22 protein-coding genes are annotated in these 24,311 nt (G+C 62.1%); 13 read left to right on the top strand and 9 right to left on the bottom strand.

The annotated features are described in order from the left end of the window. Window positions 1–48 precede the first annotated feature (48 nt). Window positions 49–1,590 (bottom strand): YifB family Mg chelatase-like AAA ATPase, encoded by a 1,542-nt coding sequence (locus AC097L_RS08095; RefSeq protein WP_479585820.1) that lies wholly within the window; start codon window positions 1,588–1,590, stop codon window positions 49–51. A gap of 279 nt (window positions 1,591–1,869) precedes the next feature. Here AC097L_RS08095 and glnK point away from each other — a divergent pair, with 279 nt between their 5' ends. The 9 genes from glnK (at window position 1,870) to AC097L_RS08050 (ending at window position 11,015) form a co-directional block, all read left to right on the top strand. Beyond that, window positions 1,870–2,208: a P-II family nitrogen regulator gene (glnK, locus tag AC097L_RS08090; protein ID WP_295957531.1), complete on the top strand. Its 339-nt coding sequence runs from the start codon at window positions 1,870–1,872 to the stop codon at window positions 2,206–2,208. A 33-nt stretch (window positions 2,209–2,241) separates the two neighbouring features. Then, complete coding sequence (locus tag AC097L_RS08085) at window positions 2,242–3,807, top strand: ammonium transporter (protein ID WP_479585819.1); 1,566 nt, start codon at window positions 2,242–2,244, stop codon at window positions 3,805–3,807. A gap of 229 nt (window positions 3,808–4,036) precedes the next feature. After that, window positions 4,037–4,936, top strand: coding sequence for an SMP-30/gluconolactonase/LRE family protein (locus AC097L_RS08080; RefSeq protein ID WP_479585818.1), 900 nt, complete (start codon window positions 4,037–4,039; stop codon window positions 4,934–4,936). 87 nt (window positions 4,937–5,023) lie between these two features. Continuing rightward, entirely contained in the window at window positions 5,024–5,773 is a 750-nt protein-coding gene (locus AC097L_RS08075; protein WP_479585817.1) for a YoaK family protein, read from the top strand. Window positions 5,774–5,860: 87 nt separating this feature from the next. Further along, window positions 5,861–6,262 (top strand): hypothetical protein, encoded by a 402-nt coding sequence (locus tag AC097L_RS08070; RefSeq protein ID WP_479585816.1) that lies wholly within the window; start codon window positions 5,861–5,863, stop codon window positions 6,260–6,262. A gap of 235 nt (window positions 6,263–6,497) precedes the next feature. Continuing rightward, entirely contained in the window at window positions 6,498–7,535 is a 1,038-nt protein-coding gene (gene xylF / locus AC097L_RS08065) for a D-xylose ABC transporter substrate-binding protein (protein WP_479585815.1), read from the top strand. A gap of 178 nt (window positions 7,536–7,713) precedes the next feature. Then, window positions 7,714–8,901: a sugar ABC transporter permease gene (locus AC097L_RS08060; protein ID WP_479585814.1), complete on the top strand. Its 1,188-nt coding sequence runs from the start codon at window positions 7,714–7,716 to the stop codon at window positions 8,899–8,901. Then, window positions 8,901–9,692, top strand: coding sequence for an ATP-binding cassette domain-containing protein (locus tag AC097L_RS08055; protein ID WP_479585813.1), 792 nt, complete (start codon window positions 8,901–8,903; stop codon window positions 9,690–9,692). Before AC097L_RS08060 ends, AC097L_RS08055 begins: the two co-directional genes overlap by 1 nt. A 162-nt stretch (window positions 9,693–9,854) precedes the next feature. Next, complete coding sequence (locus tag AC097L_RS08050) at window positions 9,855–11,015, top strand: ROK family transcriptional regulator (RefSeq protein ID WP_479585812.1); 1,161 nt, start codon at window positions 9,855–9,857, stop codon at window positions 11,013–11,015. Window positions 11,016–11,365: 350 nt separating this feature from the next. Here AC097L_RS08050 and AC097L_RS08045 read toward each other — a convergent pair whose 3' ends face one another. From AC097L_RS08045 to lplT, 7 genes are all read right to left on the bottom strand, one after another. Next, window positions 11,366–11,821, bottom strand: coding sequence for a hypothetical protein (locus tag AC097L_RS08045; protein ID WP_479585811.1), 456 nt, complete (start codon window positions 11,819–11,821; stop codon window positions 11,366–11,368). 35 nt (window positions 11,822–11,856) lie between these two features. Next, window positions 11,857–12,153, bottom strand: a complete 297-nt coding sequence (locus tag AC097L_RS08040) for a hypothetical protein (protein WP_479585810.1) — start codon at window positions 12,151–12,153, stop codon at window positions 11,857–11,859. Between the two features lie 547 nt (window positions 12,154–12,700). Next, complete coding sequence (locus AC097L_RS08035; RefSeq protein ID WP_479585809.1) at window positions 12,701–13,093, bottom strand: hypothetical protein; 393 nt, start codon at window positions 13,091–13,093, stop codon at window positions 12,701–12,703. An 8-nt stretch (window positions 13,094–13,101) separates the two neighbouring features. Beyond that, complete coding sequence (locus AC097L_RS08030) at window positions 13,102–14,034, bottom strand: glutaminase (protein WP_479585808.1); 933 nt, start codon at window positions 14,032–14,034, stop codon at window positions 13,102–13,104. Between the two features lie 121 nt (window positions 14,035–14,155). Next, a complete protein-coding gene (locus AC097L_RS08025; RefSeq protein ID WP_479585807.1) occupies window positions 14,156–14,644 on the bottom strand; it encodes a glutathione peroxidase in 489 nt (162 codons plus the stop codon). 26 nt (window positions 14,645–14,670) lie between these two features. Next, entirely contained in the window at window positions 14,671–15,564 is an 894-nt protein-coding gene (locus AC097L_RS08020) for a DMT family transporter (RefSeq protein WP_479585806.1), read from the bottom strand. Between the two features lie 164 nt (window positions 15,565–15,728). Then, entirely contained in the window at window positions 15,729–17,009 is a 1,281-nt protein-coding gene (gene lplT, locus AC097L_RS08015; protein WP_479585805.1) for a lysophospholipid transporter LplT, read from the bottom strand. Between the two features lie 179 nt (window positions 17,010–17,188). Between lplT and alr the strand changes: the two genes are divergently transcribed. The 4 genes from alr (at window position 17,189) to AC097L_RS07995 (ending at window position 22,319) form a co-directional block, all read left to right on the top strand. Further along, a complete protein-coding gene (alr, locus tag AC097L_RS08010; RefSeq protein ID WP_479585804.1) occupies window positions 17,189–18,310 on the top strand; it encodes an alanine racemase in 1,122 nt (373 codons plus the stop codon). Window positions 18,311–18,631: 321 nt separating this feature from the next. After that, window positions 18,632–20,074 carry a lipopolysaccharide biosynthesis protein gene (locus tag AC097L_RS08005; protein WP_479585803.1) on the top strand — a complete coding sequence of 481 codons (1,443 nt, stop codon included), beginning with the start codon at window positions 18,632–18,634 and terminating at the stop codon, window positions 20,072–20,074. Between the two features lie 67 nt (window positions 20,075–20,141). Next, a complete protein-coding gene (locus AC097L_RS08000; protein WP_479585802.1) occupies window positions 20,142–21,314 on the top strand; it encodes a glycosyltransferase family 4 protein in 1,173 nt (390 codons plus the stop codon). Between the two features lie 12 nt (window positions 21,315–21,326). Then, window positions 21,327–22,319, top strand: a complete 993-nt coding sequence (locus tag AC097L_RS07995) for a glycosyltransferase family 2 protein (protein ID WP_479585903.1) — start codon at window positions 21,327–21,329, stop codon at window positions 22,317–22,319. On the opposite strand, the gene AC097L_RS07990 is transcribed toward AC097L_RS07995, so the two are convergent. Then, window positions 22,316–24,241 (bottom strand): alpha-amylase family glycosyl hydrolase, encoded by a 1,926-nt coding sequence (locus AC097L_RS07990; protein WP_479585801.1) that lies wholly within the window; start codon window positions 24,239–24,241, stop codon window positions 22,316–22,318. The two genes, AC097L_RS07995 and AC097L_RS07990, sit on opposite strands and share 4 nt — an antisense overlap. Between the last annotated feature and the right edge of the window lie 70 nt (window positions 24,242–24,311).

Raw genomic sequence — 24,311 nt, 5'->3', positions numbered from 1 at the left:
GCGCATCAGGCTGGCCGATACGCGCCGGGTGTCGGGTGCATATCGACCCTAGCTTGTAGCCTTCAAAGCCCGCCGGTACTGCATCGCCTCCGCCACATGGGCCACCTGGGTAGTGGTGGACCCAGCCAGGTCGGCAATTGTTCGCGCCACTTTCAAGGTGCGGTGGATGCCCCGCGCCGACCAACCCAGTTTGGCGGCAGCCACGGTCAGGAACTTGGCGGCGGTGGGGTCGAGGGCGATCGACTGGTCGATCTCTTGTCCTTGCAGCGCCTGGTTGGTGCGGCCCTGGCGGTCGATGGCGCGTTGGCGTGCGGCGCTGCAGCGCGCCCGGATGGCGGCGGTGGATTCGCCAGGCGGGGCGTGCAGCAGGTCTTCGGCGGGCAGGGCGGGCACTTCGATGTGCATGTCGATGCGGTCGATCAGCGGGCCGCTGAGCTTGCTTTGGTAGCGCGCCACTTGGTCGGGGCTGCAGCGGCACACCTGCTGGCGTGAGCCCGCGTAACCACAAGGGCAGGGGTTCATCGCCGCAATCATCTGGAAGCGCGCCGGGAATTCGGCCCGTCGGGCGGCGCGGGCGATGGTGATACGGCCGGTTTCCAGGGGCTCGCGCAAGGCCTCTAGAGCAGCACGGGGAAACTCGGGGAGTTCATCGAGGAAGAGCACGCCGTGGTGTGCCAGCGAGATTTCACCGGGCCGGGGTGGTGACCCGCCGCCCACCAGCGCCACCGCGCTGGCCGTGTGGTGCGGGCTGCAGGTGGGCCGGGTGGCCCAGCGCTCCAGCGCAAAGCAGCCACCCAGGCTGGCAATGGCGGCGCTTTCCAAGGCTTCGTCCACCGTCATGGGCGGCAGCAGGCCGGCAAAGCGCTGCGCCAGCATGGACTTGCCCGAGCCCGGGGGGCCGATCAAAAGTAGGCTGTGGCCGCCAGCGGCGGCGATTTCCAGCGCCCGTTTGGCTCCAGCCTGGCCTTTGACATCGGCCAGATCGGCGTAGTCGGCGGTGGCGGGCAATTTGGTGGTGGCCAGGCGCGCCCAGCCGTCGGTAGGGGCGGCTTCGCCATCGCCACCATCTTCCAGGGGTAGAAACTGCTGCACCACATCGAGCAGATGGTGGGCGCAAAAAACCTGGGCATCGGGCACCAAGGCGGCTTCTTCGGCACTGCCAGGGGGCAACACCAGCCGGGTCTGCACCTGTTGGGTGTGCAGGGCCAGGCTCATGGCCAGCGCGCCGCGTACCGGCCGCAAAGCTCCGGACAGCGACAGCTCGCCGGCAAATTCATGCCCGGCCAGGCGCGTGCTGTCAATCTGGCCACTGGCGGCCAAAATGCCCAGGGCGATGGGCAAGTCAAACCGGCCCGAGTCTTTGGGCAGGTCGGCCGGGGCCAGGTTGACCGTGATGCGCTTGTTGTTCGGAAACTCCAGCCCGGCGTTCTGAATGGCCGAGCGCACCCGCTCGCGGGCCTCTTTGACCTCCACTTCGGCCAGGCCGACTAGCGTAAAGCTGGGCAAACCATTGGTTAAGTGCACCTCAACGGTGACAGCGGGGGCATCCAAGCCCAGCAAAGCCCGGCTTTGCACCAAACTTAAGCCCATAGTAACTAGCCTCCCCATATCGGTGCAAAAGAGCAGTTCAAAACACATAACCTACCCGTGCGCACCATTTGTGTGCGATAAAACCCTGCCCAAACCTGTGCGCCGTGGCATCGGGGGCTTGCTCCACGGTGTTACCAAAGTAACACTTATTTGGCACGCAACCTGCTTTAACCCGTTTGCCGTTCCCCTTTTCATTTTGGAGAAGCACATGACACAGCCCGTGCCCAAGGCCGCCCGCCTTGCAGCCCCATCTTGCGACAGCCTACTGAAAGAGCAGCCATGAAACTAGTCACCGCCATCATCAAACCTTTTAAGTTGGACGAAGTGCGCGAAGCCCTGTCCAGCATTGGTGTGCAGGGTATCACCGTGACGGAGGTCAAAGGTTTCGGTCGCCAAAAAGGGCATACCGAGCTGTACCGTGGTGCCGAGTATGTGGTCGATTTCTTGCCCAAGGTCAAGATTGAAGCCGCCATCTCCGACGAGCTGGTAGACCGCGTGATCGAAGCCGTGGAAGGCGCAGCGCGTACCGGCAAGATCGGCGACGGCAAGATTTTTGTTTACAACTTGGAGCAAGTTGTACGCATCCGCACGGGTGAAACCGGCAAAGAAGCGCTGTAAACAGCACCATCTTTCATCTGAAAGTAAATAAAAATGAAAAAACTACTAGCATCCCTGGCTCTCGGCTTGGGGTTAATGTGGGGCGGATCTTTCGCCCAGGCACAGGCTCCTGCCGCTGATGCTGCCAGCGCTCCGGCCATGGCAGCTTCTGCTGAGGCTAAACCTGCCGATGCGGCTCCAGCACCCGCTGCTGCGCCCGCACCGGCGGCTGCCGAAGCCGCTGCGTCTGCCCCTGCCGATGCCGCTTCTGCACCTCCCGCTCCCGTACCCAACAAGGGCGACACCGCCTGGATGATGCTGTCCACACTGCTGGTCATCATGATGACCGTGCCCGGCCTGGCCCTGTTCTACGGCGGCCTGGTGCGCAGCAAGAACATGCTGTCGGTGCTGATGCAGGTGATGGTCACGTTCTCGATGATCATCGTGCTGTGGTTCATCTACGGCTACAGCCTGGCATTCACCGAAGGGAATGCCTACGTCGGTGGCTTCGACCGGCTGTTCATGAGGGGCATCTGGGACAACGCTGCAGGCACATTTGCCAACGCTGCCACGTTCAGCAAGGGTGTCTACATTCCTGAAATCGTGTTTGCCGCCTTCCAGGCGACCTTCGCTGGTATCACATGCTGCCTGATCGTTGGTGCGTTCGCAGAACGTATCAAGTTCTCGGCCGTGCTGTTGTTCTCGGCCCTGTGGTTCACCTTCAGCTACGCTCCTATTGCCCACATGGTGTGGTTCTGGATGGGCCCTGATGCTTACTCCGGCAAGGAAGTGGTCGATGCGATGAACGCCAAGGCCGGTCTGGTCTGGCAATGGGGCGCGCTGGACTTCGCAGGCGGCACCGTGGTGCACATCAACGCCGCTGTGGCCGGTCTGGTCGGTGCCTTCATGATCGGCAAGCGCGTCGGTTACGGCAAAGAGTCCATGGCGCCTCACAGCCTGACGCTGACCATGGTCGGTGCTTCCCTGCTGTGGGTGGGCTGGTTCGGCTTCAACGCCGGTTCCGCTCTGGAAGCCAACGGCTTTGCCGCCCTGGCCTTCATCAACACCCTGGGTGCAACGGCCGCTGCGGTGCTGGCATGGTGCGTCGGCGAAGCGCTGATGAAGGGCAAGGCTTCGATGCTGGGTGCTGCATCCGGTGCCGTGGCCGGCTTGGTGGCTATCACGCCAGCCGCTGGTAACGTCGGTATCGGCGGTGGTTTGGTCATCGGTTTCCTGGCTGGTTTTGCCTGCCTGTGGGGTGTCCATGGCCTGAAGAAGATACTGGGCGCAGACGACACATTGGACGTGTTTGGCGTGCACGGCGTGGGCGGTATCCTGGGTGCGTTGTTGACCGGCGTGTTCAACTCGCCTAGCCTGGGTGGCCCATCCACCGTGGCCGACTGGGTGTCTGCCGGCATGACCCCTGCGGACGCTTACTCGGTAGGCGCACAGGTCTGGATCCAATTGAAGGCTGTGCTGTTGACCATCGTCTGGTCGGGTGTTGTGGCTGCCATCTCTTACAAGATCGTGGACCTGACCGTGGGTCTGCGTGTCACGGAAGAAGAAGAGCGCGAAGGTCTGGACATCAGCTCGCACGGCGAAACCGCATACAACAGGTAACACCCCCAGGCTGCAGCGCAAGCGCTTTCCGCCAACCCCCCTCGAATCTGTTTGCAAAAACAGATGCGACATGCAGGGGGCGGTATCTACAGCCCGGCAAAGCCGGTTCTGTGATACCCCTGGAAGGAGAGAGTAGCGTTTTGTCTGCCACGGCCCGGCTACAGCGATGTAGCCGGGCTTTTTTGTGCGCGTTCACAATACGGGTATCGCAACCTCTCAGATTTTTGCCATGACCTGGACCACCGTCACCACCGAACCCAACGCCCTGGGCGAATCGCCGTTTTGGCACCCGCAGGAAAAGCTTTTGTACTGGGTCGATGTGCCCGGCAAGCTGCTGCAGCGGCTGGACGTGGCCAGCGGCGTAGTGGAGCGCTGGGCCATGGCCAGCGAGCCGGGCTGCATCGCCCCGGCCACCGGTGGTGGCCTGGTGGTGGCGCTGCGCGACGGCATCTACCGCGCGCCGGTGTGGGGGGGCGAGATGGCCCTGCTGGCCGCCGCACCGTATGACCCGGCCACCACCCGCTTCAACGACGGCAAATGCGACCCGCTGGGCCGCTTCTGGGCCAGCACCATCTACGAGCCGCGCGATGCCCGCAAGGCCGAGCTGTACTGCCTGGAAGGCAGCACGCTGCGCAGCCTTGCGGGCAACGCCATCACCGGCAACGGCCTGGCCTGGTCGCCGGATGCCAAGACCCTGTACTGGTCGGACACGCCGCACCACATCGTCCACGCCTGGGACTGGGATGCCGTGCCCAATGTGCTGTCGCATTACCGCGAGTTCCTGCACATGGCCCCCAAGCCCGCAGGCTGGCAGCCCGGCATGCCCGGCTACGGTGGCCGCCCGGATGGCGCCGCGGTGGACGTGCAGGGCAACTACTATTCGGCCCAGTTCGAAGGCCAGCGCCTGTGCAAGTTCTCGCCCGATGGCGACCTGCTCAACGCCTATGCGCTGCCGGTGCGCTGCCCCACCATGCCTTGTTTTGGCGGTGACGATCTGCAAACCCTGTATCTGACGACGGGCCGCCACGGCCGCCCCGCTGCCGAGCTGGAGGCCATGCCTGCGTCCGGCTGCGTGCTGTCCATGCGGGTCGATGTGCCGGGCCTGCCAGTCAACTTCTTCCAGGGTTGATGCAGACCGGTTATTGCTGCGTTTTATGTAGCTACTAGCGTAGATGGAATATGCGCTAGAGCCCTATTTTTTATAAATTTACAGCCCATGCGCCGCCTTCGCCATTTGACCAGCCAGCACCGCATAGCCGCCACCAACCGGTTGCTGGGCGGCCTGCTGGCGTTCAACGCGGGGGCCATCAACGCCGGGGGCTTTCTGGTGGTGGGCATGTACACCTCGCACATGACCGGCTTTGCCTCCATGCTGTCCGACAACCTGGTTCTGGGCAATATCAAACTGGTGCTGGGCGCGCTGGGGGCTTTGCTGGCGTTTACCGCAGGCGCGGCGGCCACGGCGTTGTTGGTCCACTGGGCGCGCCAGCACCATCTGCGCAGTGAATACGCGCTGCCTTTGTTCTGCGAGGCCTTGCTGCTGCTGGTGTTTGGTTTGATCGGTGGCACGCTGAACCGGCAAACCCCGTTTGCCGTGCCGCTCACGCTGCTGGTGCTGGCCTTCACCATGGGGCTGCAAAACGCGGTGGTGTCCAAGCTTTCGGCCTCGCAGATCCGCACCACCCACATGACCGGCGTGATCACCGACCTGGGTATCGAACTGGGCAAGCTGGTCTACATGAACCGGCAAGACAGCCCGCTAGCCTCCCGTGTGCGGGCCAACCGCGTCAAGCTGCGCCTGTACGCCACCCTGCTGTCGGCCTTTGTGGTGGGTGGGCTGGTGGGGGCGACCGGCTTCAAGTACGTGGGTTTTATCTGGGTAGTGCCGCTGGCGCTGCTGCTGCTGGGCCTGTCGCTGCCGCCTTTGTTGGCCGACCTGGTGCGGCCCCGGCACCGGCTGGGGTAGCGGTTGGGGTGAGGGACTGGATAGCGGCACTTTTTACCCGCTTTTCGGGGATTTGTGGCGCGGATGGGTGGGTATGGTTGGCCCACCATGCACATCCAAGCCAGTCGCCTGCAGTCTGCCCTTGCCACCCCGGCCAGCGCTGCGCCGACCCGGTCGGTGGCGGCGGCGGCAACGACGGCAGTGGCCTCGGATGCCAGCCTCAGCACCTCCGGCAACTCCAGTACCGTCACCATCTCCCAGGCCGCCAAAGACCTGCTGGCCCAGTCCCAGGCCAGCGTGTCCCTGTCCAGCCGGGCGATGGACCTGATCCAGGGGCGCAACCCCTATGACAGCGCACCCGGCAGCACCCTTGGCAGCGCCAACCAGCAGGCCCAGGTCCACAAGGTGATGGACAACCTGGCCACCCAGCACAACAACCGCCAGATCTCCGACACCCAGTACCAGCACGACATGGCCTTCTACACCCGGGTATCTACCGCCATCGGCTGAAGCTATTGTTTTTATAGCTTCTTGCGCAGGCGGAATGTGCGCTAGAAGCCTATTTCATCTAGAAATGTGCTGAGATCCTTTTACACCGCCACCTAGGGCAAGTCCTAATCTGGCAATGCCCAAAATGCCGGATAGTTCGTCCGGAAGTCGAACTATCTGCCGCCACACGCTGTATTCGCCTTACCAGACCCGGTTTACCAGCCCCGCCTTTTGCAGGCATCCCATGGAGACAAGCATGAAAAATACACTTAAAACAACCCTGTCCGTTCTGGCCCTGGCCGCCCTCGGATCGGTCAGCACCGCCACGCTGGCGCAAATGACCGTGGGGGTGAGTTGGTCCAACTTCCAGGAGGAACGCTGGAAAACCGACGAAACTGCCATCAAGGCGCAGCTGGAAAAGCTAGGTGCCAAGTACATCAGCGCCGATGCCGGTGGCTCGCCCGAAAAGCAGCTGGGTGACATCGAAGGCCTGATGACCAAGGGCGCCAAAGTGCTGATCGTGCTGGCTATGGACAAAGACGCCATCCTGCCCGCCGTCAACAAGGCCACCAAACAAAAGGTGCCCGTCATCGCCTATGACCGCCTGATCGAAGCGCCAGGCGTGTTCTACATCACCTTCGACAACAAGGAAGTCGGCCGCATGCAGGCCCGCGCCGTGGTCAAAGCCCAGCCCAAGGGCAGCTACGTGATGATCAAGGGCTCGCCCACCGACCCGAACGCCGACTTCCTGCGCGAAGGCCAGCAAGAGGTGATCGCCGCCGCCGTCAAGTCCGGTGCCATCAAGATCGTCGGCGAGGAATACACCGACGGCTGGAAGCCCGAAGTGGCGCAAAAGAACATGGAGCAAATCCTCACCAAGGTGGGTGGCAAGGTGGATGCGGTGATTGCCTCCAACGACGGCACCGCCGGTGGCGTGGTGGCGGCCCTCACCTCCAAGGGTATCAAGGGCATCCCGGTGTCCGGCCAGGACGGCGACTTTGCCGCGCTGAACCGCGTGGCCTTGGGCTCGCAAACCGTCTCGGTGTGGAAAGATGCCCGCGCGCTGGGCAGTGAAGCCGCCAGCGCCGCTGTGGCCTTGGGCAATGGCAAAAAGGTGCCCGGTGCCGTGAGCTGGAGCGGTGGCGAGAAGAAGATTGCGCTGGAATCGCATTTCCTGGCCCCCGTGGCCATCACCCGCGACAACCTCGACGTGGTGGTGAAGGCGGGCTGGATCAAGAAGGATGAGCTCTGCAAGGGTGTGGACGCAGCTGTGGCTCCGGCTGCCTGCAAATAAATAGGCCCACCCCTAGGCTACGCTGCGCTTCGCCAACCCCCCTCGCATCTGTTTGCAAAAACAGATGCGACATGCAGGGGGCGAACCCTGGTGGCCCGGCAAAGCCGGTTCCACGGGTTCTCTGGAAGGGAACGCTGCGCCCGGCCGGCCTGGGTTTTCTCAACGTTTCGGAACTTCAATGACTTCCTCCCCCAACCCCTGGCGCAATGCCGCCATCGACTGGCGCCTGGTGCTGATGAGTCTGGTGCTGGCCGTGCTGGCGCTGGCCTTTGGCCTGATGTCCGACGGCCTGTTTTTCTCGCCGGAAAACCTCTACAACATCGCCCAGCAGACAGCGGTGGTCGGCATCGTTTCCACCGTCATGGTGCTGGTCATCGTGGCCCGGCATATCGACCTGTCGGTGGGCTCGGTGATGGGCTTTGTGGGCGTGCTGATCGCCTATCTGCAGTACAGCGCCAACTGGTCCTGGCCCACGGCCTGTCTGGCTGGGCTGGCGGTGGCCATGGCGGTGTCGATCTACCAGGGCTGGCTCACGGCGGTGCTGGGCGTGCCCTCGTTCGTGGTCACGCTGGGCGGGCTGATGTCGTTTCGCGGCGCGGCTTTTCTGGTGGCCGACGGCAAGACCCAGCCGGTCACCAACGATTTCTTTCTGCGCCTGGGCGGCGGCTACGACGGCGGCATCGGCACCACCGCCAGCTGGGTGGTGGTCGGCCTGCTCAGCGCGGGGATGCTGCTGCGCGCGGTGCAAAAGCGCCGCACCCGCCAGCAGCACGGCGTGGCCACCGACCCACTGTGGATGGAGGCCCTGTTGGTCGGCGTGCCCATCGCCTTGCTGCTGGCCTTTGCCAGCGCCATGAACCATTACCAAATATCCAGCAAGACCGAGCCGCAGGGCATCCCGGTGCCGGTGCTGATCTGGGCCGTGGTGGCGGGCGGCTTGTCGTTTCTGGTGCACCGCACCCGTTTTGGCCGCTACGTCTACGCCATGGGCGGCAACCCCGACGCGGCCGCCCTGGTGGGCATTCCGGTCAAGAAGGTGACCTTGCAATTATTCGCCCTGCTGGGTGTGCTGATTACCATTGCAGCTATAGTTTCAATAGCGCGGCTGAACGCGGGCACCAATTCGCTAGGCACCGGCATGGAGCTGTACGTGATTGCCGCCGCCGTGATTGGCGGCACCGCGCTGGCCGGGGGCAGCGGGTCGATCTTCGGCTCGGTGTTGGGCGCGCTGATCATGCAGTCGCTGGACAGCGGCATGCTGCTGCTGGATGTGTCCATCGGCAAGCGCATGGTCATCATCGGCCAAGTGCTGATCGTGGCAGTCGTCTTCGATGTTCTGTACCGCAAATTCACGGGAGATCGCTGATGGCCGACAACTCCCTACCCCTGGTCCAACCTTTGGTCGAACTGCGCGACATCCGCAAAGCCTTTGGCGGCGTGGTCGCGGTGGACGGTGTCAGCGTCAACCTCTACCCCGGCGAAGTGGTGGCCTTGCTGGGCCACAACGGCGCGGGCAAGTCCACGCTGATGAAGATGCTGGCGGGGGCCTACCCCATCGACTCCGGCGACACCGTGATTGCCGGGCAAAAAGTGCACATCCGCACCCCTGCCGAGGCCCAGGCCCAGGGCATAGAGACCATCTACCAAACCCTGGCCCTGGCTGACAACCTGGATTCGGTGGCCAACCTGTTCCTGGGCCGCGAGAAGATGACCCGCTGGAACACGCTGGACGACCATTTCATGGAGGTCAACGCCCGCAAGGTTTTCGCCCGCCTAAACAAGAACTTCACCAACATCCGCGTGCCGGTGCGTCGCCTCTCGGGCGGCCAGCGCCAGGTGGTGGCCATCTCGCGGGCGCTGTACTTCAACGCCCGCATTCTGATCATGGACGAACCCTGCGCCGCCCTGGGCCCCGAGGAAACCGCCATGGTCGGCCGCCTGGTGCAGCAGCTCAAAAGCGAAGGCGTGGGCATTTTCCTGATCACCCACGACATGCCCGACGTGTTTGGCTTGAGCGACCGGCTGGCGGTGATGAAAAACGGCAAGCTCGTCGGCACCTACGCCACCGCCGACGTGACCGAAGACGAGGTGCTGGGCATGGTGATCACCGGCAAACGGCCCGAGGGCAAGCCGCAAACCGAGCGCGCGCACCACTAGACTCCAGGGTTATTCCAATCCAGCTGCTCAACACCCTTCGATGACCAGAACGCACGCTCTTTTCACCAAGATACCGTGGAACCGGCTTTGCCGGGCCGCTGGTATTTCCCCCCGCAAGGGGGTTGGCGAAGCGAAGCGCAGCCTGGGGGTGAGCCAAAAATTATGAAGACCACCGGCGACCAGCAATTAGTTAAACGCATCAACCGCAGCGTGCTGCTGCGTCTGCTGCGCGCCCAGCCCGGCCTGTCGCGGGCGCGGCTGGCGGCGGAAAGCGGACTGACCAAATCCACCGTCAGCCTGCTGGTGCGCGAGCTTCTAGAGGACGGCTGGCTCACCGAGGCCATGGAAACCGTCAACGAAGGCCTGGGCCGCCCGTCTACGCCGCTGCGCATCCACGAGGGCAAGCGCGCGCTGATCGGGGTGGAAATTGCCGTCGAAGTGGTGCGCGTGGTCTGTGTCACCCTGCAGGGCGAAATCCTGCATTCCGAAGAGCAGCCCCTGGCCAGCACCAACCCGGCGCTGGCCAGCCAGCAAACTGCCCGCATGGTGGCCACGGCCTACACCGAGCTGCTGGCGGTCGGTCTGGAGCTGGTGGGCGTGGGCGTGTGCACGCCGGGCGCCATCGACCACGCCAGCGGACAGGTGCTGTTTGCCCCCAACCTGGGCTGGCGCCAACTGGACCTGCTCAGCCACCTGACCCAGGCCCTGGCCGAGGTCGGCTTACCCCCTGTGCCCCTGCAGCTGCAAAACGATGCCGATGCGGGCGCACTGGGCGAGTACGAATTTGCCGACGGCGAGGGCGAAGACCCGCTGATCTTTGTGAGCTGCGACGTGGGTGTGGGCGCGGGCATCGTCTCCAACGACCGGCTGTTCAGCGGCGCGCAAGGCATGGCCGGGGAAATCGGCCACACCATCATGCAGATCGACGGCCCGCTGTGCTCGTGCGGGCGCAAGGGTTGCGCCGAAGCCTTCATCGGCCTGCGCGCCCTCAGCGGCCAGGACGGCCAGGCCGCCGACCTGAGCCGCTCCGGCCACTACCTGGGCGTGCTGCTGCAAAACCTGTGGACCACCTTCAACCCCCGGGCCATCGTGGTTGGCGGCAAATCCTGCGACCACCACCCCGAATTCCTGCAAAGCGCCCTCGACACCGTAGCCCAGTACGCCGCCAGCGCCGGCATGCCAGCGCCCAGCATCCGCATGGCCCGCTACGGCCCGCTGGCTGCCGCTGTAGGGGCTGCCGCCCTGACGCTGCACGAGTACCTGCGGCCGATGCATCCGAATTCAGAGGCGCGGAGGGCGCGGGCGGGGAGTGCTGGTGGGTAAGAGCCGCCCGAAGCGCCGCGGGTGGGGCCGATCCCCGGTATGTGTCGGGACGGCAGGAATATAGCGAGAGCCTGCTGGATGCGGTTATTTGAGAAGTGCTATTGAGTTTGTAGCTGCTGGTGTAGGCAGTACATGCGCCAGAGGCTGATTTCTCTTAAATTTTTAGAGTGAGAACAGGCGAAACTCGGTCAAGCGGTGGTGGTTGACTTGTGGAGAAGAAATGGTCTGGCGGATGGTGACACCATGGCCCTTTGATCAGTGGGAGTTAAGAGTGGTTTGGGGCTGCTTTGGGTCCAAAGCCGCCTGATGCTCTTCGTCAAAGCAGACGTTCAATCGCGAGACCGCACCGTCTACGCCATTGGTCCGTTACGGTGATAGCCCACCGTCAAATTGAAGCGTTCATGTTGCGCAGCTGGCTTCCTCGATTGCAGCAGAACAACAAAGCCCGTACGTAAGAACTGCGTCCAATATTCGCCGTTCCGAATGTTGGACGCGAGAAATGGCCCACATGCAGCCTCGATTCTTTCTACGGTCGCGGGCACCTCGCCCAATGGCACTCGAAGCCAGCAGGACAGTCCCTTCAGCGGCTGGTCTCCATCTATATCGAAGATGAACTTCAAGGGCAGATGCGCGACCAACTCGCTGCCGAAAAGCTTGCCCTTACTCTTTACGCTGTATTCGATATACGCAGTGCCGGCTTCCGTTCGTCGATTCCACTTGCCGCCGGGGTGGACTGACTCGAGGTCCTCATGAGAGACGTTCCAGGAGACACCAAGCAGTCCCTGTTCAAGTTTTGGGTTGGACATGCAGTTGTTCGTCAAAGGTCAGCTTCTGGTCGTGTTCAGTCTTGTGGACTGCTTACCGACGCCTTCCAAGCCAGCAATTGGCGGGCTATCGTACGGTCATGGTCCGCATTCGCCGATAAACCCATGCGCTCGGTTGCGATGGCGCCGAGATGCCGAGCTATTTCGTCTTCATTGCCTCCATCCTTGAGCAGCGCAAAAATACCAGGAAGGTAACCGTAATACTCGTCTCGCGCCTCTGGGACGTTGGCAACCCCGATAGGGTCCCAAAGATAGTGCAGCACCTCATCCACAGCCCGATAAAGCGTGATGTCAGATTGGCTTAGATGGCTCATTTTTGACGCTTCCCATTTTTCAACTTACCGTGAGTCTGAATGTCTGCTCCTAGCCGTTGTCTGTCAGGGGCGACTCAGGCGCAATGCCAAGTTAGCACATAGCCGAGCTTGGGATTCGTTTATCGGTGCCTTACTAAAGTCCCTCGAAACCAACTTTCTACCAAGACGGAGCTCAACGCAGTCGAGGCAAAGCATGCCATCAATTTTGTAGTTGATGGAGCGCCAGATGCGGTACCAAAGCATGTAGTACTCCTGGCTTGTGAAAGTATCTTCGCGGCAATCCATGCAGAGCCACCGAGACCTCCCTTGAGCTTCTTTTTCCTCGTCAGTGAGCCGAACGTATTTCTTTCGCATATCCATCACCCTACAAGCATGTTGCTGGCCACGGAAGTCGAATGGCTGCTTCTGGCCGAAACCGGCTTTTTAAGCTTCATCCTATCACTGGAAAATAGTACGTTCATCGGTACTTTTGCTATCCAAAAAATAGCTACTAGCGTAGCCAATCCCTGCGCTAGCGCTCGATTTCCCTTAAATTTCTCGCCGCACGCTAGTTCCCACCCCACAACCCGTCCGCATCCAGAATCTCAAACGCGATCGTTGGCGTGGCCTCCAAGCAGCGCCGTACCGCCGCCGGAATCGCCTGTTTGGTCCTGCGGCATAGCCCGGGCAGGTCGTGCACCTCGATGTGGAAGCCGCGCACCGTTTGCACTTCGTTCGGGCCGGGGGCGATGGTCAGCACGATGCCCAGTTGCGCTTGCAGGCGGTCTACCATGCGGTGCAGGTCGGGCAGGGTTTGCAGCGTCTCCAGCCGTTCCAGCAGGCGTCTTTCTTCCTCCTTGGTGAGCTGCAGGATGCGCAGGTCGGCCAGCGGGTCGGCCAGTAGCTTTTCGCGCTGGCAGGTGCAGGCACCGGGTGGGCACTCTTTGCGGATGGGAACCATGGTGCAGGCTAAAAAATCGACAGGCCGGTGCGCGCCGCAAACAGCTCCAGCGCGTGCATGCCGAGCAGCGAATTGCCGCTGGCATCCAGCGCGGGGGACCAGACGCAGACGGTGAGTTGGTCGGGCACCACGGCGATGATGCCGCCGCCGACGCCGCTCTTGCACGGCAGGCCGATGCGGTAGGCAAATTCGCCCGCGGCGTCGTAGGTGCCGCAGGTCAGCATCAAAGCGTTGAGGCGGCGGGCCTGGTCAGAGCTGACGACGGGTGCGCCCTCGTGGTGGTGGTGGTTGTGGTGATAGGGGTGGCGGCCGTCGCGGCACAGGTAACCGGCGGCGCGGGCCATTTGCTGGCAGTTCATGCGGATGGCGCACTGGTGGAAGTACAGGTCCAGCACGGCGGCCACCGGGTTGTCCAGCTTGCCAAAGCTCTTCATGAAGTTGGCCACTGCGTGGTTGCGAAAGCCGGTTTGGGCTTCTGACCGGGCCACTTCGGGGTCGAGGTGCACCGGCTCACCGCACAGGCTGGACAACATTTCCAGCAGCGTGCCGATGCCGTCGCCGTGCGACAGCAGCCGGTCGGCCACGGCGATGGCACCGGCATTGATAAAGGGGTTGCGCGGCTTGCCTTGCTCGTTTTCCAGCTGTACCAGCGAGTTGAACGGGTTGCCCGAGGGCTCGCGGCCGATGCGCTGCCACAGCGCGTCGCCCAGGTGCTGCATGGCCATGGTCAGCGAAAACAGCTTGGACATGCTTTGGATGGAAAACGGCGTGGCACTGTCGCCGCTGGCGGCCTCCAGCCCGTCGCGGGTGCGCAGGGCAATACCGAACTGCAGCGGCGATACCCGGGCCAGCGCCGGGATGTAGCTGGCCACCTGGCCCTGCGCGCCCAGCAAGGGACGCACGGCGGCATTGATATCGTCAAGAATGGCTTGGAAGTTCACACACAGCTCCGCAGAAAGGAGCCCGGATTGTGCTGCATTCCGGCTGTCGTGCAAAAACCGGAATGCTATTAAATAAATAGCTGCTAGTGCATATGGAATATGCGCTAGAGGCCTATTTGGCTTAAATTCCGAGGGCTGTCTCGATATCCTTTTCCAGGCTCTTGGGCGTGTCGGTGGGTGCGTAGCGTTTGAGCACCTGGCCGTCCTTGCCGACCAGGAACTTGGTGAAGTTCCACTTGATGGCCTTGGTTCCCAGCAGGCCAGGGGCTTCGGCGCAGAGCCACTGGTACAGCGGGTCGGCACCGCTGCCGTTGACCTCGATCTTGGCCATCATTGGGAAGCTGACGCCGTAGTTCAGCTGGCAAAAGCTGGCGATCTCGCCGTTGCTGCCTTTGTCCTGCGCGCCAAACTGGTTGCACGGAAAGCCCAGCACCGCCAGGCCCTGGGCGGCGTAGCTTTGGTGCAGTGCCTCCAGCCCGGCAAACTGCGGCGTGAAGCCACAGGCGCTGGCGGTGTTGACGATCAGTAAGGCCTGGCCCTTGAACTGCGACAGGGCAACGGGCTGGCCGTCGATGCCGGTGGCGGTGAAGTCGTAAATAGAGGTGGTCATGCCCACGATTTAAGCAGAAACAGCGTTCAGTCGCTGCGGGCCGCGAGCAATGCCGCCAGCAGAATCAGGGCTGCTCCTGCCAGCGTGCGCAGCGACAGGCTGGCGGCACCCAGGGCGACGGACGAGACGCTGGCGAACACCACTTCGGTCAGCATCACGATGGACGTGGTGCTGGTGGGCAGGCGCGAGGCACCGTATTGCAAGCCCATATTGCCCAGAAAAAACGCCACGCCCAGCCCGGCCACCACCAGCAGCGTACCGCCGTGCTCCCACAGCGGCGGCAAGGCTGGCACCACGCCAAACTGGCCGCCCATGCCCGCCGCCAGCCCGGCCATCAGCACGCCGCCGGTAAACATGGCCGCCATGCGCTCGGTGCCGGGAACGGCATGGAAGCGTTTGAGCAGCACATTGGTCAACGCAAAGCCCAGGCCGCCCAGCATGGCCAGCAGGTCGGCAATCGAGAGCGCCGAGGTCGCCACGCCACCCGTGGGCCACAGAACCACCAGCACGCCCGCCACGGCCAGCGCCAGCCGCAGCAGTGCCGCACGGGTGGGGCGTTCGCCCAGCATGCCCCAGGCCAGCAGCACAGCCCAACCGGGCATCAGGTAAAACAACAGCACCACCCGCACCACGTCGCCGATGGCCACGGCCCAGTTGAAGCAGACATTGGTCATGCCAGTGGCGGCCAGCAACCACCACAATCCCGGTTGGCGCAGCCCTTTCCAGGCGCTGGGGCGCATGGCCAGCAGGCCCGCCAGTGCGACGGCGAAAAGCAGGGAGGTGGCCCACAGCGGGTGCAGTCCGACCTGCTGCAACTGGCGAAACGGCCACCAGGACACCCCCCAGATGAAGGCGTTGAGCAGCAGCGCCAGAAACGGCAGTAGCGATGTTTGTCGGGGCTCAGGATTGCTTATAGCCATACACCCCGCGAACAAGCAGAACGCACATTTGCCAGGCATACCGTGGAACCGGCTTTGCCGGGCCACTGGTATCGCCCCCTGCATGTCGCATCTGTTTTTGCAAACAGATGCGAGGGGGGTTGGCGAAAGATGCGCAGCACTGCAGCCTAGGGGTGAACCACAGTTCAGTGGGTGTTGTCGGTGCGGGCCAGCATCAGCAGGTGCTCGACTTCGTCCTTGTGTTTGATGCAGTTGTTGGCGTGCCAGCGCTGGATCAGCCACATGAAACCGGCGACCACCAAGCCGAAAGCAGTGATGGCACCAAACGACGACATGCCCATGCCGGTGGATACGCTGTAGAACGCGCCCAGCGCCAGGATGCACAGCTGTTCGTTGAAATTCTGCACGGCAATCGAACGGCCCGCGCCCATCAGGTTGTGGCCGCGGTGCTGCAGCAGGGCGTTCATCGGCACCACCATGAAGCCACCGAGCCCGCCCAGGATGATGAGGAAGGGCACGGCGATCCAGACGTTGTGGATGAAGTTCATCAAGATGACCAGCAGGCCCATTGCCAGGCCCAGCGGGATCACCTTGGTGGCCGTGTCCAGCCGCATGCGCATGGATGCCGCCACGGCCCCCACAGCGGTGCCGATGGCCACCACGCCCAGCAGGCTGGTGGACTGGGTGATGCTGTAGCCCAGGGCGGTGGCGCTCCAGGCCAGTACGATGTATTTCAGGTTGCCGCTGACGCCCCAGAACAGGGTGGTGGTGGCCAGGGTGATCTGGCCCAGTTTGTCGTTCCACAGCCGGGAGTTGCAGCGCCAGAAGTCAGGCAGCAGCGCCAGGAAGTTGCGCGGCATGGGGCGCATTTCCACCCCGGTATCAGGGATGCGGGTGTTGAACCACGCGGCCAGGGCATACACCACAATCAGCACGCTGATGGCAGCCTGGGGCGGGGTGCTGATACCGGTGTCGATAAATGGAAAGTCCAGGGCCAGCAGCTTGGCCGACAGGACCGGGCCCACCAACTGGCCACCAAACAGTACGCCCAGGATGATGGAGGCAATCGTCAGTCCCTCGATCCAGCCATTGGCCTTGACCAGTTGCGAGGCGGGCAGCATTTCGGTCAGGATGCCGTATTTGGCGGGTGAGTAGGCCGCGGCACCCAGGCCGACGATGGCCGTGGCCACCAGCGGGTGTGTGCCAAACAGCATCATCCCGCAGCCCACCATCTTGATGGCGTTGCTGGCCAGCATCACCCGGCCCTTGGGGTAGGCATCGGCCAGGGCACCCAGCCAGGGGGCCAGAATGACATAGAACAACGCAAACATCGGCACCAGTGCCGCTTGCTGCCATTGCGCACCGCCGCTGCCCCGGATCATGGCCACCGACGCGACAAAGAGCGCTTGGTCGGCCAGTGACGAGAAGAACTGGGCCGACATGAGGGTAAAGAAACCGCGCTTCATTAAATGAGGGTAACGGCATCAGCGTGGCTGATGCGGGTTGATTTAAGCCATGTCTCTAAAGAAGTGCGGGTTATATCACGTGGCGGAATGCCAAAATCCCTAATACCCCCGGACTTACTCGGCACTTACTCCGCATCCACCCCGCAACCCTGCGCCTTCCCTTTGAATGGACCCCACCCATGCCCCGTCCTATCCAAGCCACGATCCACACCAACGCCTTGCGCCACAACCTGGCCCGTGCCCGCGCCGCCGCAGGCGATGCCCGGGTTTGGGCGGTGGTCAAGGCCAATGCCTATGGCCACGGCATCGAGCGCGTGTTTGAAGGCCTGCGCGGGGCCGATGGCTTTGCCTTGCTGGACCTAAACGAGGCCGAGCGCGTGCGGGCCTTGGGCTGGCGCGGCCCGGTGCTGCTGCTCGAAGGCGTGTTTGAGCAGCGTGACCTGGAGCTGTGCTCGCGCCTGGACCTGTGGCATACAGTGCACTGCGATGCCCAGATCGACATGCTGGCCGTCCACAAAACCAACGTACCGCACCGCATCTTTTTAAAGATGAACAGCGGCATGAACCGCCTGGGCTTTACCCCCGAGCGCTACCGCTCCGCCTGGACCCGGCTCAACCTGCTACCCCAGGTGGATGAAATCTCGCTGATCACCCATTTCAGCGATGCCGACGGCCCGCGCGGCATTGCCGAGGCCATGGCCTTATTCAACGCCGCGTGTGCCGACCTGCCCGGTGAACGCAGCGTGGCCAACAGCGCCGCCACCCTGCGCCATACGCCCGGCGGCCCGTTGCAGCAGCCCGCGCTGGCCGCCCAGGTGGCAGGCGACTGGGTGCGCCCCGGCATCGCCATCTACGGCAGCGCGCCCGATTTCCCGGCCTACAGCGCCGCCGACTGGGGCCTGCAACCCGCCATGACGCTTGCTGCAAAAATAATAGCTACCCAGGATTTGCAGGCGGGCGCTAGCGTGGGATATGGCTCCAGCTTTGTGGCCGACCAGGCGATGCGCATCGGCGTGGTGGCTTGCGGCTATGCCGACGGCTACCCGCGCATCTGCCCCACCGGCACCCCGGTGCTGGTCGACGGTGTGCGCACCCGCACCCTGGGCCGCGTCAGCATGGACATGCTGGCCGTAGACCTGACCCCCGTTCCCCAGGCCCACACCGGCAGCGTCGCTACCTTGTGGGGCCGGGCTGCAAACGGCGTGGTACTGCCAATCGACGAAGTCGCCCGCATGGCGGGTACGGTCGGCTATGAGCTGATGTGTGGGCTGGCGCAGCGGGTGCCGGTGGTGGTGGATTGAGCCAGCCGGTAGTTGTGTGTTTGACCTTGACGTAGTGCGCGGTTGGGTTGTGCCGAAACGCCAGTCTGCTGTCGTCCAGCGCACGCGCCGAACTGCAGGGCGGCCCAGGTCCAGATCGCCGTTTTCCAGGGATTAGGGCATTGGGCGATGGGTTTTGAAACGGTGCGGCAACATCAGGCGGGAGAAACCGCCTGTGAGATACTTTGGGTGGATATACGCTGTGCTGCCATGGGGTGCGTACAGATTTTCTACTTGTAGCCATCCCAAGGGCATATTCATCGGACTTGCGCAGTACCTTCTGCGCCGCCAGCACAGATTTCTATGTCCACCCGCAAATCGCTGTTTTTTTCCTTTTTAGACCGCTATGCGAGCCTGGCTATCTCCATAGCTTCGTCTATGGCGATTGCCCGCTTGCTGACCCCCGCCGAAATTGGGGTGTTTTCAGTCACCATGGTGCTGCTGACCTTTGTTGCCACGGTGCGGGACATGGGGGCCGGTTCTTATTTGGTGCAAGAGAAAGAACTCACAACCGACCGTATCCGGGCGGTTTGGGCGGTGCAGCTCGGTTTGGGCTTGACCCTGGCATGCGTGGTGCTGCTGGCTAGCTATCCCGTATCCGTGTTCTACCAAGAGCCGCGCATGGTCCACATCATGTACGTCATTGCTTTGAACTATGCGGTCAATCCTTTTGGTTCTTTGACCTACGCCTGGTTGATGCGTGAAATGCGCTTCAAGAGCATTGCCGTGATGCGGTTTTCTGCCGCACTGGTGGGCGCGCTGGTTTCCACGGGGCTTGCCTGGGCAGGCTTTGGCCCTATCAGCTTGGCCTTCGGCTCCTTGGCGTCCATTCTGGTCAACGCCCTTTTGGCGGTGTACTTTCGACCGAAGTCTTTTCCCTGGATGCCCGGTGTGGGCGAAATCAAACGCGTGTTGTCCTTTGGCTCCAAAGTCACAGGGACGAGTTTGGTTGGTGTGTTGTCCGCGGGAACACCGGAGCTTTTGCTGGGCAAGCTGCAAGATTTGACGGCTGTTGGTTTGTATTCGCGCGCGACGGGCCTGGTGCAAATGTTCCAGCGCTTGTTTGTCGATGCGGTGGGCGTGGTCTGCCTGCCCTGGTTTTCCAAGCAGTCTCGCGAAAAGGGAGGCTTTGTGGAGCCCTACATCAAAGCCACCCTGTATGTCAGCGCCTGCGGCTGGTCATTTTGTGTGGTGGTCATCTGTTTGGCCCACCCCCTGATGCGGTTTTTGTACGGCACGCAGTGGGACCAGGCGGTGGATCTGGCGCGGCTGTTGGCGGTGGCTACGGCGTTTGCCGTTCCCGCCATTCTGGGCCAGGTTGCCCTTTTGGCCGCTGGTGCGGTGGTGCCCATGGCCCGCCTGACGGTGGTGTGTGCATTGCAAAACGTGATCTTTATGGCTGTGGGTGCGTACCTCGGACTGTGGGCAATGGGATTTGCCGCCATCTTTTCTGCCATCGTTGCATCCAGTCTATGGCTGCGGACGACTTCGCGGCACATCGGCTTGTCCTTACTCCAGCTTGTCCCCGGTATGCGCCAGAGCGCCCTGGTGGCGCTGCTGGCGGGTGCAGCGCCATTTTTGGTGCTTTGCATCTACGGGCCGTATCCCGAGGCCGTGCTGGCACCGTTGCTTCTGGGTGGAGTAGGTGGGCTGGCAGGTTTTGTTGCGGGGGTCTTTTTATCCCACCATCCGCTACAAGAAGAGTTTGGGACGCTTTGGTTGCAGTTGCGGCAAAAACTGGGTTAACCGCCCCGCGCCCTTGCGGTGATGTCGTAAAGTGCGCCATCGTCCGCTGATTCCCCCACCATAACCCATGCATTCTTCGCGCCCCGTCTACCTGTTTGTTCTGCCGTGGTCCTTGGAGCATGCGGGAGGTGTCAACCAGGTGGTGCTCCAGCTAGCGCAAGAAATGCAAAAGACGGGACTCTTTGAGCCGCTGGTGCTCATCACCGACTGGGATGCCGTGCAACCCCAATGGGGTACGTTTCAGGGGCTGCGTACGGTGCATTGGCGTGTGCGCCCGTATCCCTTTCGCGGCAATCTGAGAACCCGACTGACCTACTTTTTATGGCAGCGGCAGTTTGGTGCGGCATTCCAACAGTTATGCCAAGAAAATCAGATTGCAGCCATTAATGCCCACTACCCAACGCCCTCGGTTTTTATTCTTGAGCGGATGGCGCGAAGTTTGGCAAAACCGATTCCAATGTTGCTTTCGTTCCATGGTGCCGACCTCAGCACGGTGGGTGATGCGTCTGCACCCGAAGTAGCGGCCTGGCGGGCCTTGGCACAACGCGTGCAGGCCAATGTGGTGTGCTCCCGAGATATGCAACACCGGCTGCACCAGACTTTGGGTGCCAACGTAACGACTTGCGTTATCCACAATGGCATCCACGCACACCAATTACAGCGCATGGCCGACGTGGCGCAGCCCATGCCCATACCGTGCGGGCGCATGGTTTTGAACGTGGGTAAGTTTGAGCACAAGAAAGGGCAAGACGTTCTGATTGAAGCGTTTAGCCGTCTGCGAAACGACTATTCCGATCTGCAGTTGGTGCTAGTGGGTGCCACCGACCAGGCTTTGCCCGCATTGCAGGCCTTGTGTCAGCATCACAGACTGGGCTACCGGGTGCATTTTTTCCAGGACATACCGCATGCCCACATGGCGAGTTTTTTCCAGAAAGCCAGTGTTTTTGTACTGCCCAGCCGCATCGAGCCCTTTGGTTTGGTGCTGCTGGAAGCGGGGATCTTTGGCGTACCGGTGGTTGCGTCCCGCGTGGGCGGGATTCCCGAGATATTAGAAGACGGTGTGACAGGCCACTTGGTGCCGCCAGGCGACCCCGATGCCCTGGCGGTGTGCCTGCGTACCCTACTGGACGAACCCGCAACCGCACACGCCATGGGCTTGCGGCTGCGCGAGCATGTGATGTTGGCTTTCACTTGGGCCCAGGCGCTCGCCAAATATATGGCGCTGTTGCCGAGCCGGTAAACACACGCTGTGATGGTATCCAACAATATTATGGCGAATATGGATAAAAATACCCCACTGGTTTCCGTGATTGTGGCTTGTTTTAACAGTGAGAAATATCTCGCGCAAACGATTGAATCGGTTATCAGCCAAACCTACAAAAACTGGGAACTCATCGCCGTCAATGATTGCTCCACCGACTGCACGCGCGATCTTTTGGTGGCAGCCGGGCAATCGGACGGGCGCATCAAACTCATTGATAGGCAGCAGCGGGGTGGCCTACCGTCCATTACCAAAAATACGGGTTTAGAACATGTAAAAGGTGACTACATTGCCTTTTTGGACCATGACGATTTGTATTTGCCTACAAAAATAGAATCCATGGTTAAAGCACTAGAAATCCACACAGAATGTGTCGCTGCATTCCACGATATTGTTTTTATTGACAAAAAAGGGCGAGAAACCGGCCGGTATATTGAAAATTTTACGCAGGATGCGGCTGAATACCTGGAGCAGAAAAGTGATTCGACATATGTTTGTTTAAATACTTTTTATATCTTCCAATCTCTGCGGTATGCAGCCCTGCACACCATCAGTTGCATGATTGCCCGGCACCGGGTGCCCCAGAGCCTGCTGTATTTCGACCCGCAGTACAAGGTGTGCGACGACACGGATTTATGGATTCGATTGGGGCTGGCCGGGGCCATGGTTTTCGACCGTTCTGTGCAGGCGCAATACAGAATCCACGACTCCAACATCACCCGCAACACTTTGAAGGTGCATGCGGACATCACGTTGCTGCTGGAAAACAATAGAAAGCGCGTGAAAGGTTTGCTCAGCCGCCCACAGCAAAAATTGCTGCAGCACCGGCTAGCCCGCAGCTACGCCGATCTCGGCTGGTCACTTCGCCAGGAGAAAAACCCCTGGGCTGCCGCCAACGCCTACCGCAAATCTTGGGTTTTGATGCCCCGTTGGGCCACCTTGGTGGCCATGGGTAAATCGGGGCTGCCCCCCCAGGCGGCTTAAGCCAATGCCTCCCGGCAATCCAGCCACAGCACCTCGTACGGTGCCAGCGTCAGCCCGGCGTGCAAATGGCGCGTTTCCCGTGTCAGCAAATCCACCGCGCTCTCTGGCTGGGCGCTGAACACAATGGCCGGGCAGGTTTGGGGCTGCTCGCTGAAGTTGGCCAGCACCAGCACATGCGTGCCCCCAGCGTCACCTTTGCCGCGCAGATAGCCCAGCACGCTGGGGTTGCCGGCGCGAAAGCCGGTGAGCTGGCCCCCGGCAAACGCCTCCAGCGACGCGCGCACTTCCACCATGCGGCGCAGGCCCTGGTAGATCTGGCCGGGCACGGTGTTCTTTTTATTCCGCTGGCTGTACAGGCCGGGCACGCGGGCCGGGCGGTGCACCCAGCGGCTGTCACCGGCTTTGGCGGGGTCGCTCAGGTAGCGGGTGTCGTTGGGTGTGCCCACCTCGTCGCCCAGGTAGATCAGCGGCATACCGCCGGTGCTCAGGGCCACGCTGTGCAGCAGCAAGATGCGGGCGGGTGCCACCGGGTCGCCTTGCTCGATGCCTGTCAGCGACGCGCAGGTGCCGCTGATGCGGCAGTCGCCGGTGGCCGGGTTGTCCTGGAACGGCACGCCTCGCGCAAAGCTGCCCTCAAAGCGGTTCACGTAAAAGCGGTTCAAAAATTGCCGGTGCGGAAAACCGTGGATGCCCAGCTGGATGGCGTCTTCGTCGGCAAAGGTCCAGCCGATGTCGTCGTGGCTGCGCACGTAGTTGACCCAGCTGGTGTCGGGGTCGAGGTTGTGGCGCTGCTCCAGGGCCTGCTGCAGCAGGTTCACCTCGCGCGTGGCCAGGCTGTTCCACAGCAAGGCCATCTGCAGCGGGTTGTACGAGAGCTGGCATTCCTGCGGGGAGATGTACTTGACCACGTCGTCCGGGTGCACGATGGCCTCGCTCTTGAACAGCATGCTGGGCGCGGCAATGCGCACCAGGGCGCTGAAAGCGCGGATCACCGTGTGCGCCTCGGGCAGGTTCTCGCACACCGTGCCCAGGCGCTTCCACACAAAGGCCACCGCGTCCATGCGCAAAATCTCGGTGCCCAGGTTGGCAATCGCCAGCATCTCGCCCGCCATGGCGGTAAACACGGCGGGGTTGCTGTAGTTCAAATCCCACTGGAAGCTGTTGAAGGTGGTCCAGACCCAGCGGCCATCGGGCAGCTGCGAGAACGCGCCGGGGTGCTGGTCGGGGAAAATCTCGCGCACGGTTTTGTCGTACGCATCCGGCAGCGTGCGGTCGGGGAACAGGTAGTAAAAGTCGGCATACTGCGGGTCGCCCGCCACCGCACCCGTGGCCCAGGCGTGCTCGTCCGAGGTGTGGTTAAAGATGAAGTCCAGCACCAGGCTGATGCCCTCGGCGCGCAGCGCGGCGGCCAGGTTTTGCAGGTCGGCCATCGTGCCCAGGGCCGGGTTGACCTCGCGGTAGCTGCTGACCGCGTAGCCGCCGTCGCTGTTGCCGTCCGGGCATTTAAACAGTGGCATCAGGTGCAGATAGGTCAGCCCCAGCTCCTTGAAGTAGGGAATCTGCTTTTGCAGGCCTTTGAGGTTGCCCGCGTACAAATCCACGTAGCACACGCCGCCTAGCATTTTTTGCGACTGGAACCAGCGCGGGTTCTTCTCGCGTTGCACGTCCAGCGCCTGCAAATCCGCCGGGCGGGCGTTCCAGGCATCGAAGGCCTTGGACAGCAGGTCCACCAGAAAATCCAGAAAGTCGCGCCGCGCGCCGTACAGCGGGGCCAGCTCTTGCACCAGCTGCGGGAAGTGCGTGTCCAGCCGGGCTTCGAACGCCTTCCAGGCCTTGCGCGCGGCCTTGGCCTCGGGGCGGGCTTTCAGGGCGGCGGCGACGTGCTGGTGGGCGAGTTGGGTTTGGTGTGCGACGGAAAGCATGGTGCGGCCGGTGGATGGGTAAATGGGTGGAATGGAAGTTGCCGCGAGTGTAGGGGAAACCGCCATTCAA

This window comes from Rhodoferax sp. RT5P35 (assembly GCF_056521385.1).
Note: the sequence above shows the minus strand (reverse complement) of the source record. Positions and strands in the feature narration are given on the sequence as shown.

Bases quoted from the DNA above. Each gene is read 5' to 3' on its own strand.
- AC097L_RS08055 (WP_479585813.1), top strand. From the start codon at position 8,901: ATGGCCGACAACTCCCTACCCCTGGTCCAACCTTTGGTCGAACTGCGC.
- AC097L_RS07995 (WP_479585903.1), top strand. From the start codon at position 21,327: ATGGTATCCAACAATATTATGGCGAATATGGATAAAAATACCCCACTG.
- AC097L_RS08045 (WP_479585811.1), bottom strand. From the start codon at position 11,821: ATGTCCAACCCAAAACTTGAACAGGGACTGCTTGGTGTCTCCTGGAAC.
- AC097L_RS08000 (WP_479585802.1), top strand. From the start codon at position 20,142: ATGCATTCTTCGCGCCCCGTCTACCTGTTTGTTCTGCCGTGGTCCTTG.
- AC097L_RS08085 (WP_479585819.1), top strand. From the start codon at position 2,242: ATGAAAAAACTACTAGCATCCCTGGCTCTCGGCTTGGGGTTAATGTGG.
- AC097L_RS08075 (WP_479585817.1), top strand. From the start codon at position 5,024: ATGCGCCGCCTTCGCCATTTGACCAGCCAGCACCGCATAGCCGCCACC.
- AC097L_RS07990 (WP_479585801.1), bottom strand. From the start codon at position 24,241: ATGCTTTCCGTCGCACACCAAACCCAACTCGCCCACCAGCACGTCGCC.
- AC097L_RS08070 (WP_479585816.1), top strand. From the start codon at position 5,861: ATGCACATCCAAGCCAGTCGCCTGCAGTCTGCCCTTGCCACCCCGGCC.
- lplT (WP_479585805.1), bottom strand. From the start codon at position 17,009: ATGAAGCGCGGTTTCTTTACCCTCATGTCGGCCCAGTTCTTCTCGTCA.
- AC097L_RS08005 (WP_479585803.1), top strand. From the start codon at position 18,632: ATGTCCACCCGCAAATCGCTGTTTTTTTCCTTTTTAGACCGCTATGCG.
- xylF (WP_479585815.1), top strand. From the start codon at position 6,498: ATGAAAAATACACTTAAAACAACCCTGTCCGTTCTGGCCCTGGCCGCC.
- AC097L_RS08025 (WP_479585807.1), bottom strand. From the start codon at position 14,644: ATGACCACCTCTATTTACGACTTCACCGCCACCGGCATCGACGGCCAG.
- alr (WP_479585804.1), top strand. From the start codon at position 17,189: ATGCCCCGTCCTATCCAAGCCACGATCCACACCAACGCCTTGCGCCAC.
- AC097L_RS08050 (WP_479585812.1), top strand. From the start codon at position 9,855: ATGAAGACCACCGGCGACCAGCAATTAGTTAAACGCATCAACCGCAGC.
- AC097L_RS08040 (WP_479585810.1), bottom strand. From the start codon at position 12,153: ATGAGCCATCTAAGCCAATCTGACATCACGCTTTATCGGGCTGTGGAT.
- glnK (WP_295957531.1), top strand. From the start codon at position 1,870: ATGAAACTAGTCACCGCCATCATCAAACCTTTTAAGTTGGACGAAGTG.
- AC097L_RS08095 (WP_479585820.1), bottom strand. From the start codon at position 1,590: ATGGGCTTAAGTTTGGTGCAAAGCCGGGCTTTGCTGGGCTTGGATGCC.
- AC097L_RS08020 (WP_479585806.1), bottom strand. From the start codon at position 15,564: ATGGCTATAAGCAATCCTGAGCCCCGACAAACATCGCTACTGCCGTTT.
- AC097L_RS08035 (WP_479585809.1), bottom strand. From the start codon at position 13,093: ATGGTTCCCATCCGCAAAGAGTGCCCACCCGGTGCCTGCACCTGCCAG.
- AC097L_RS08080 (WP_479585818.1), top strand. From the start codon at position 4,037: ATGACCTGGACCACCGTCACCACCGAACCCAACGCCCTGGGCGAATCG.
- AC097L_RS08060 (WP_479585814.1), top strand. From the start codon at position 7,714: ATGACTTCCTCCCCCAACCCCTGGCGCAATGCCGCCATCGACTGGCGC.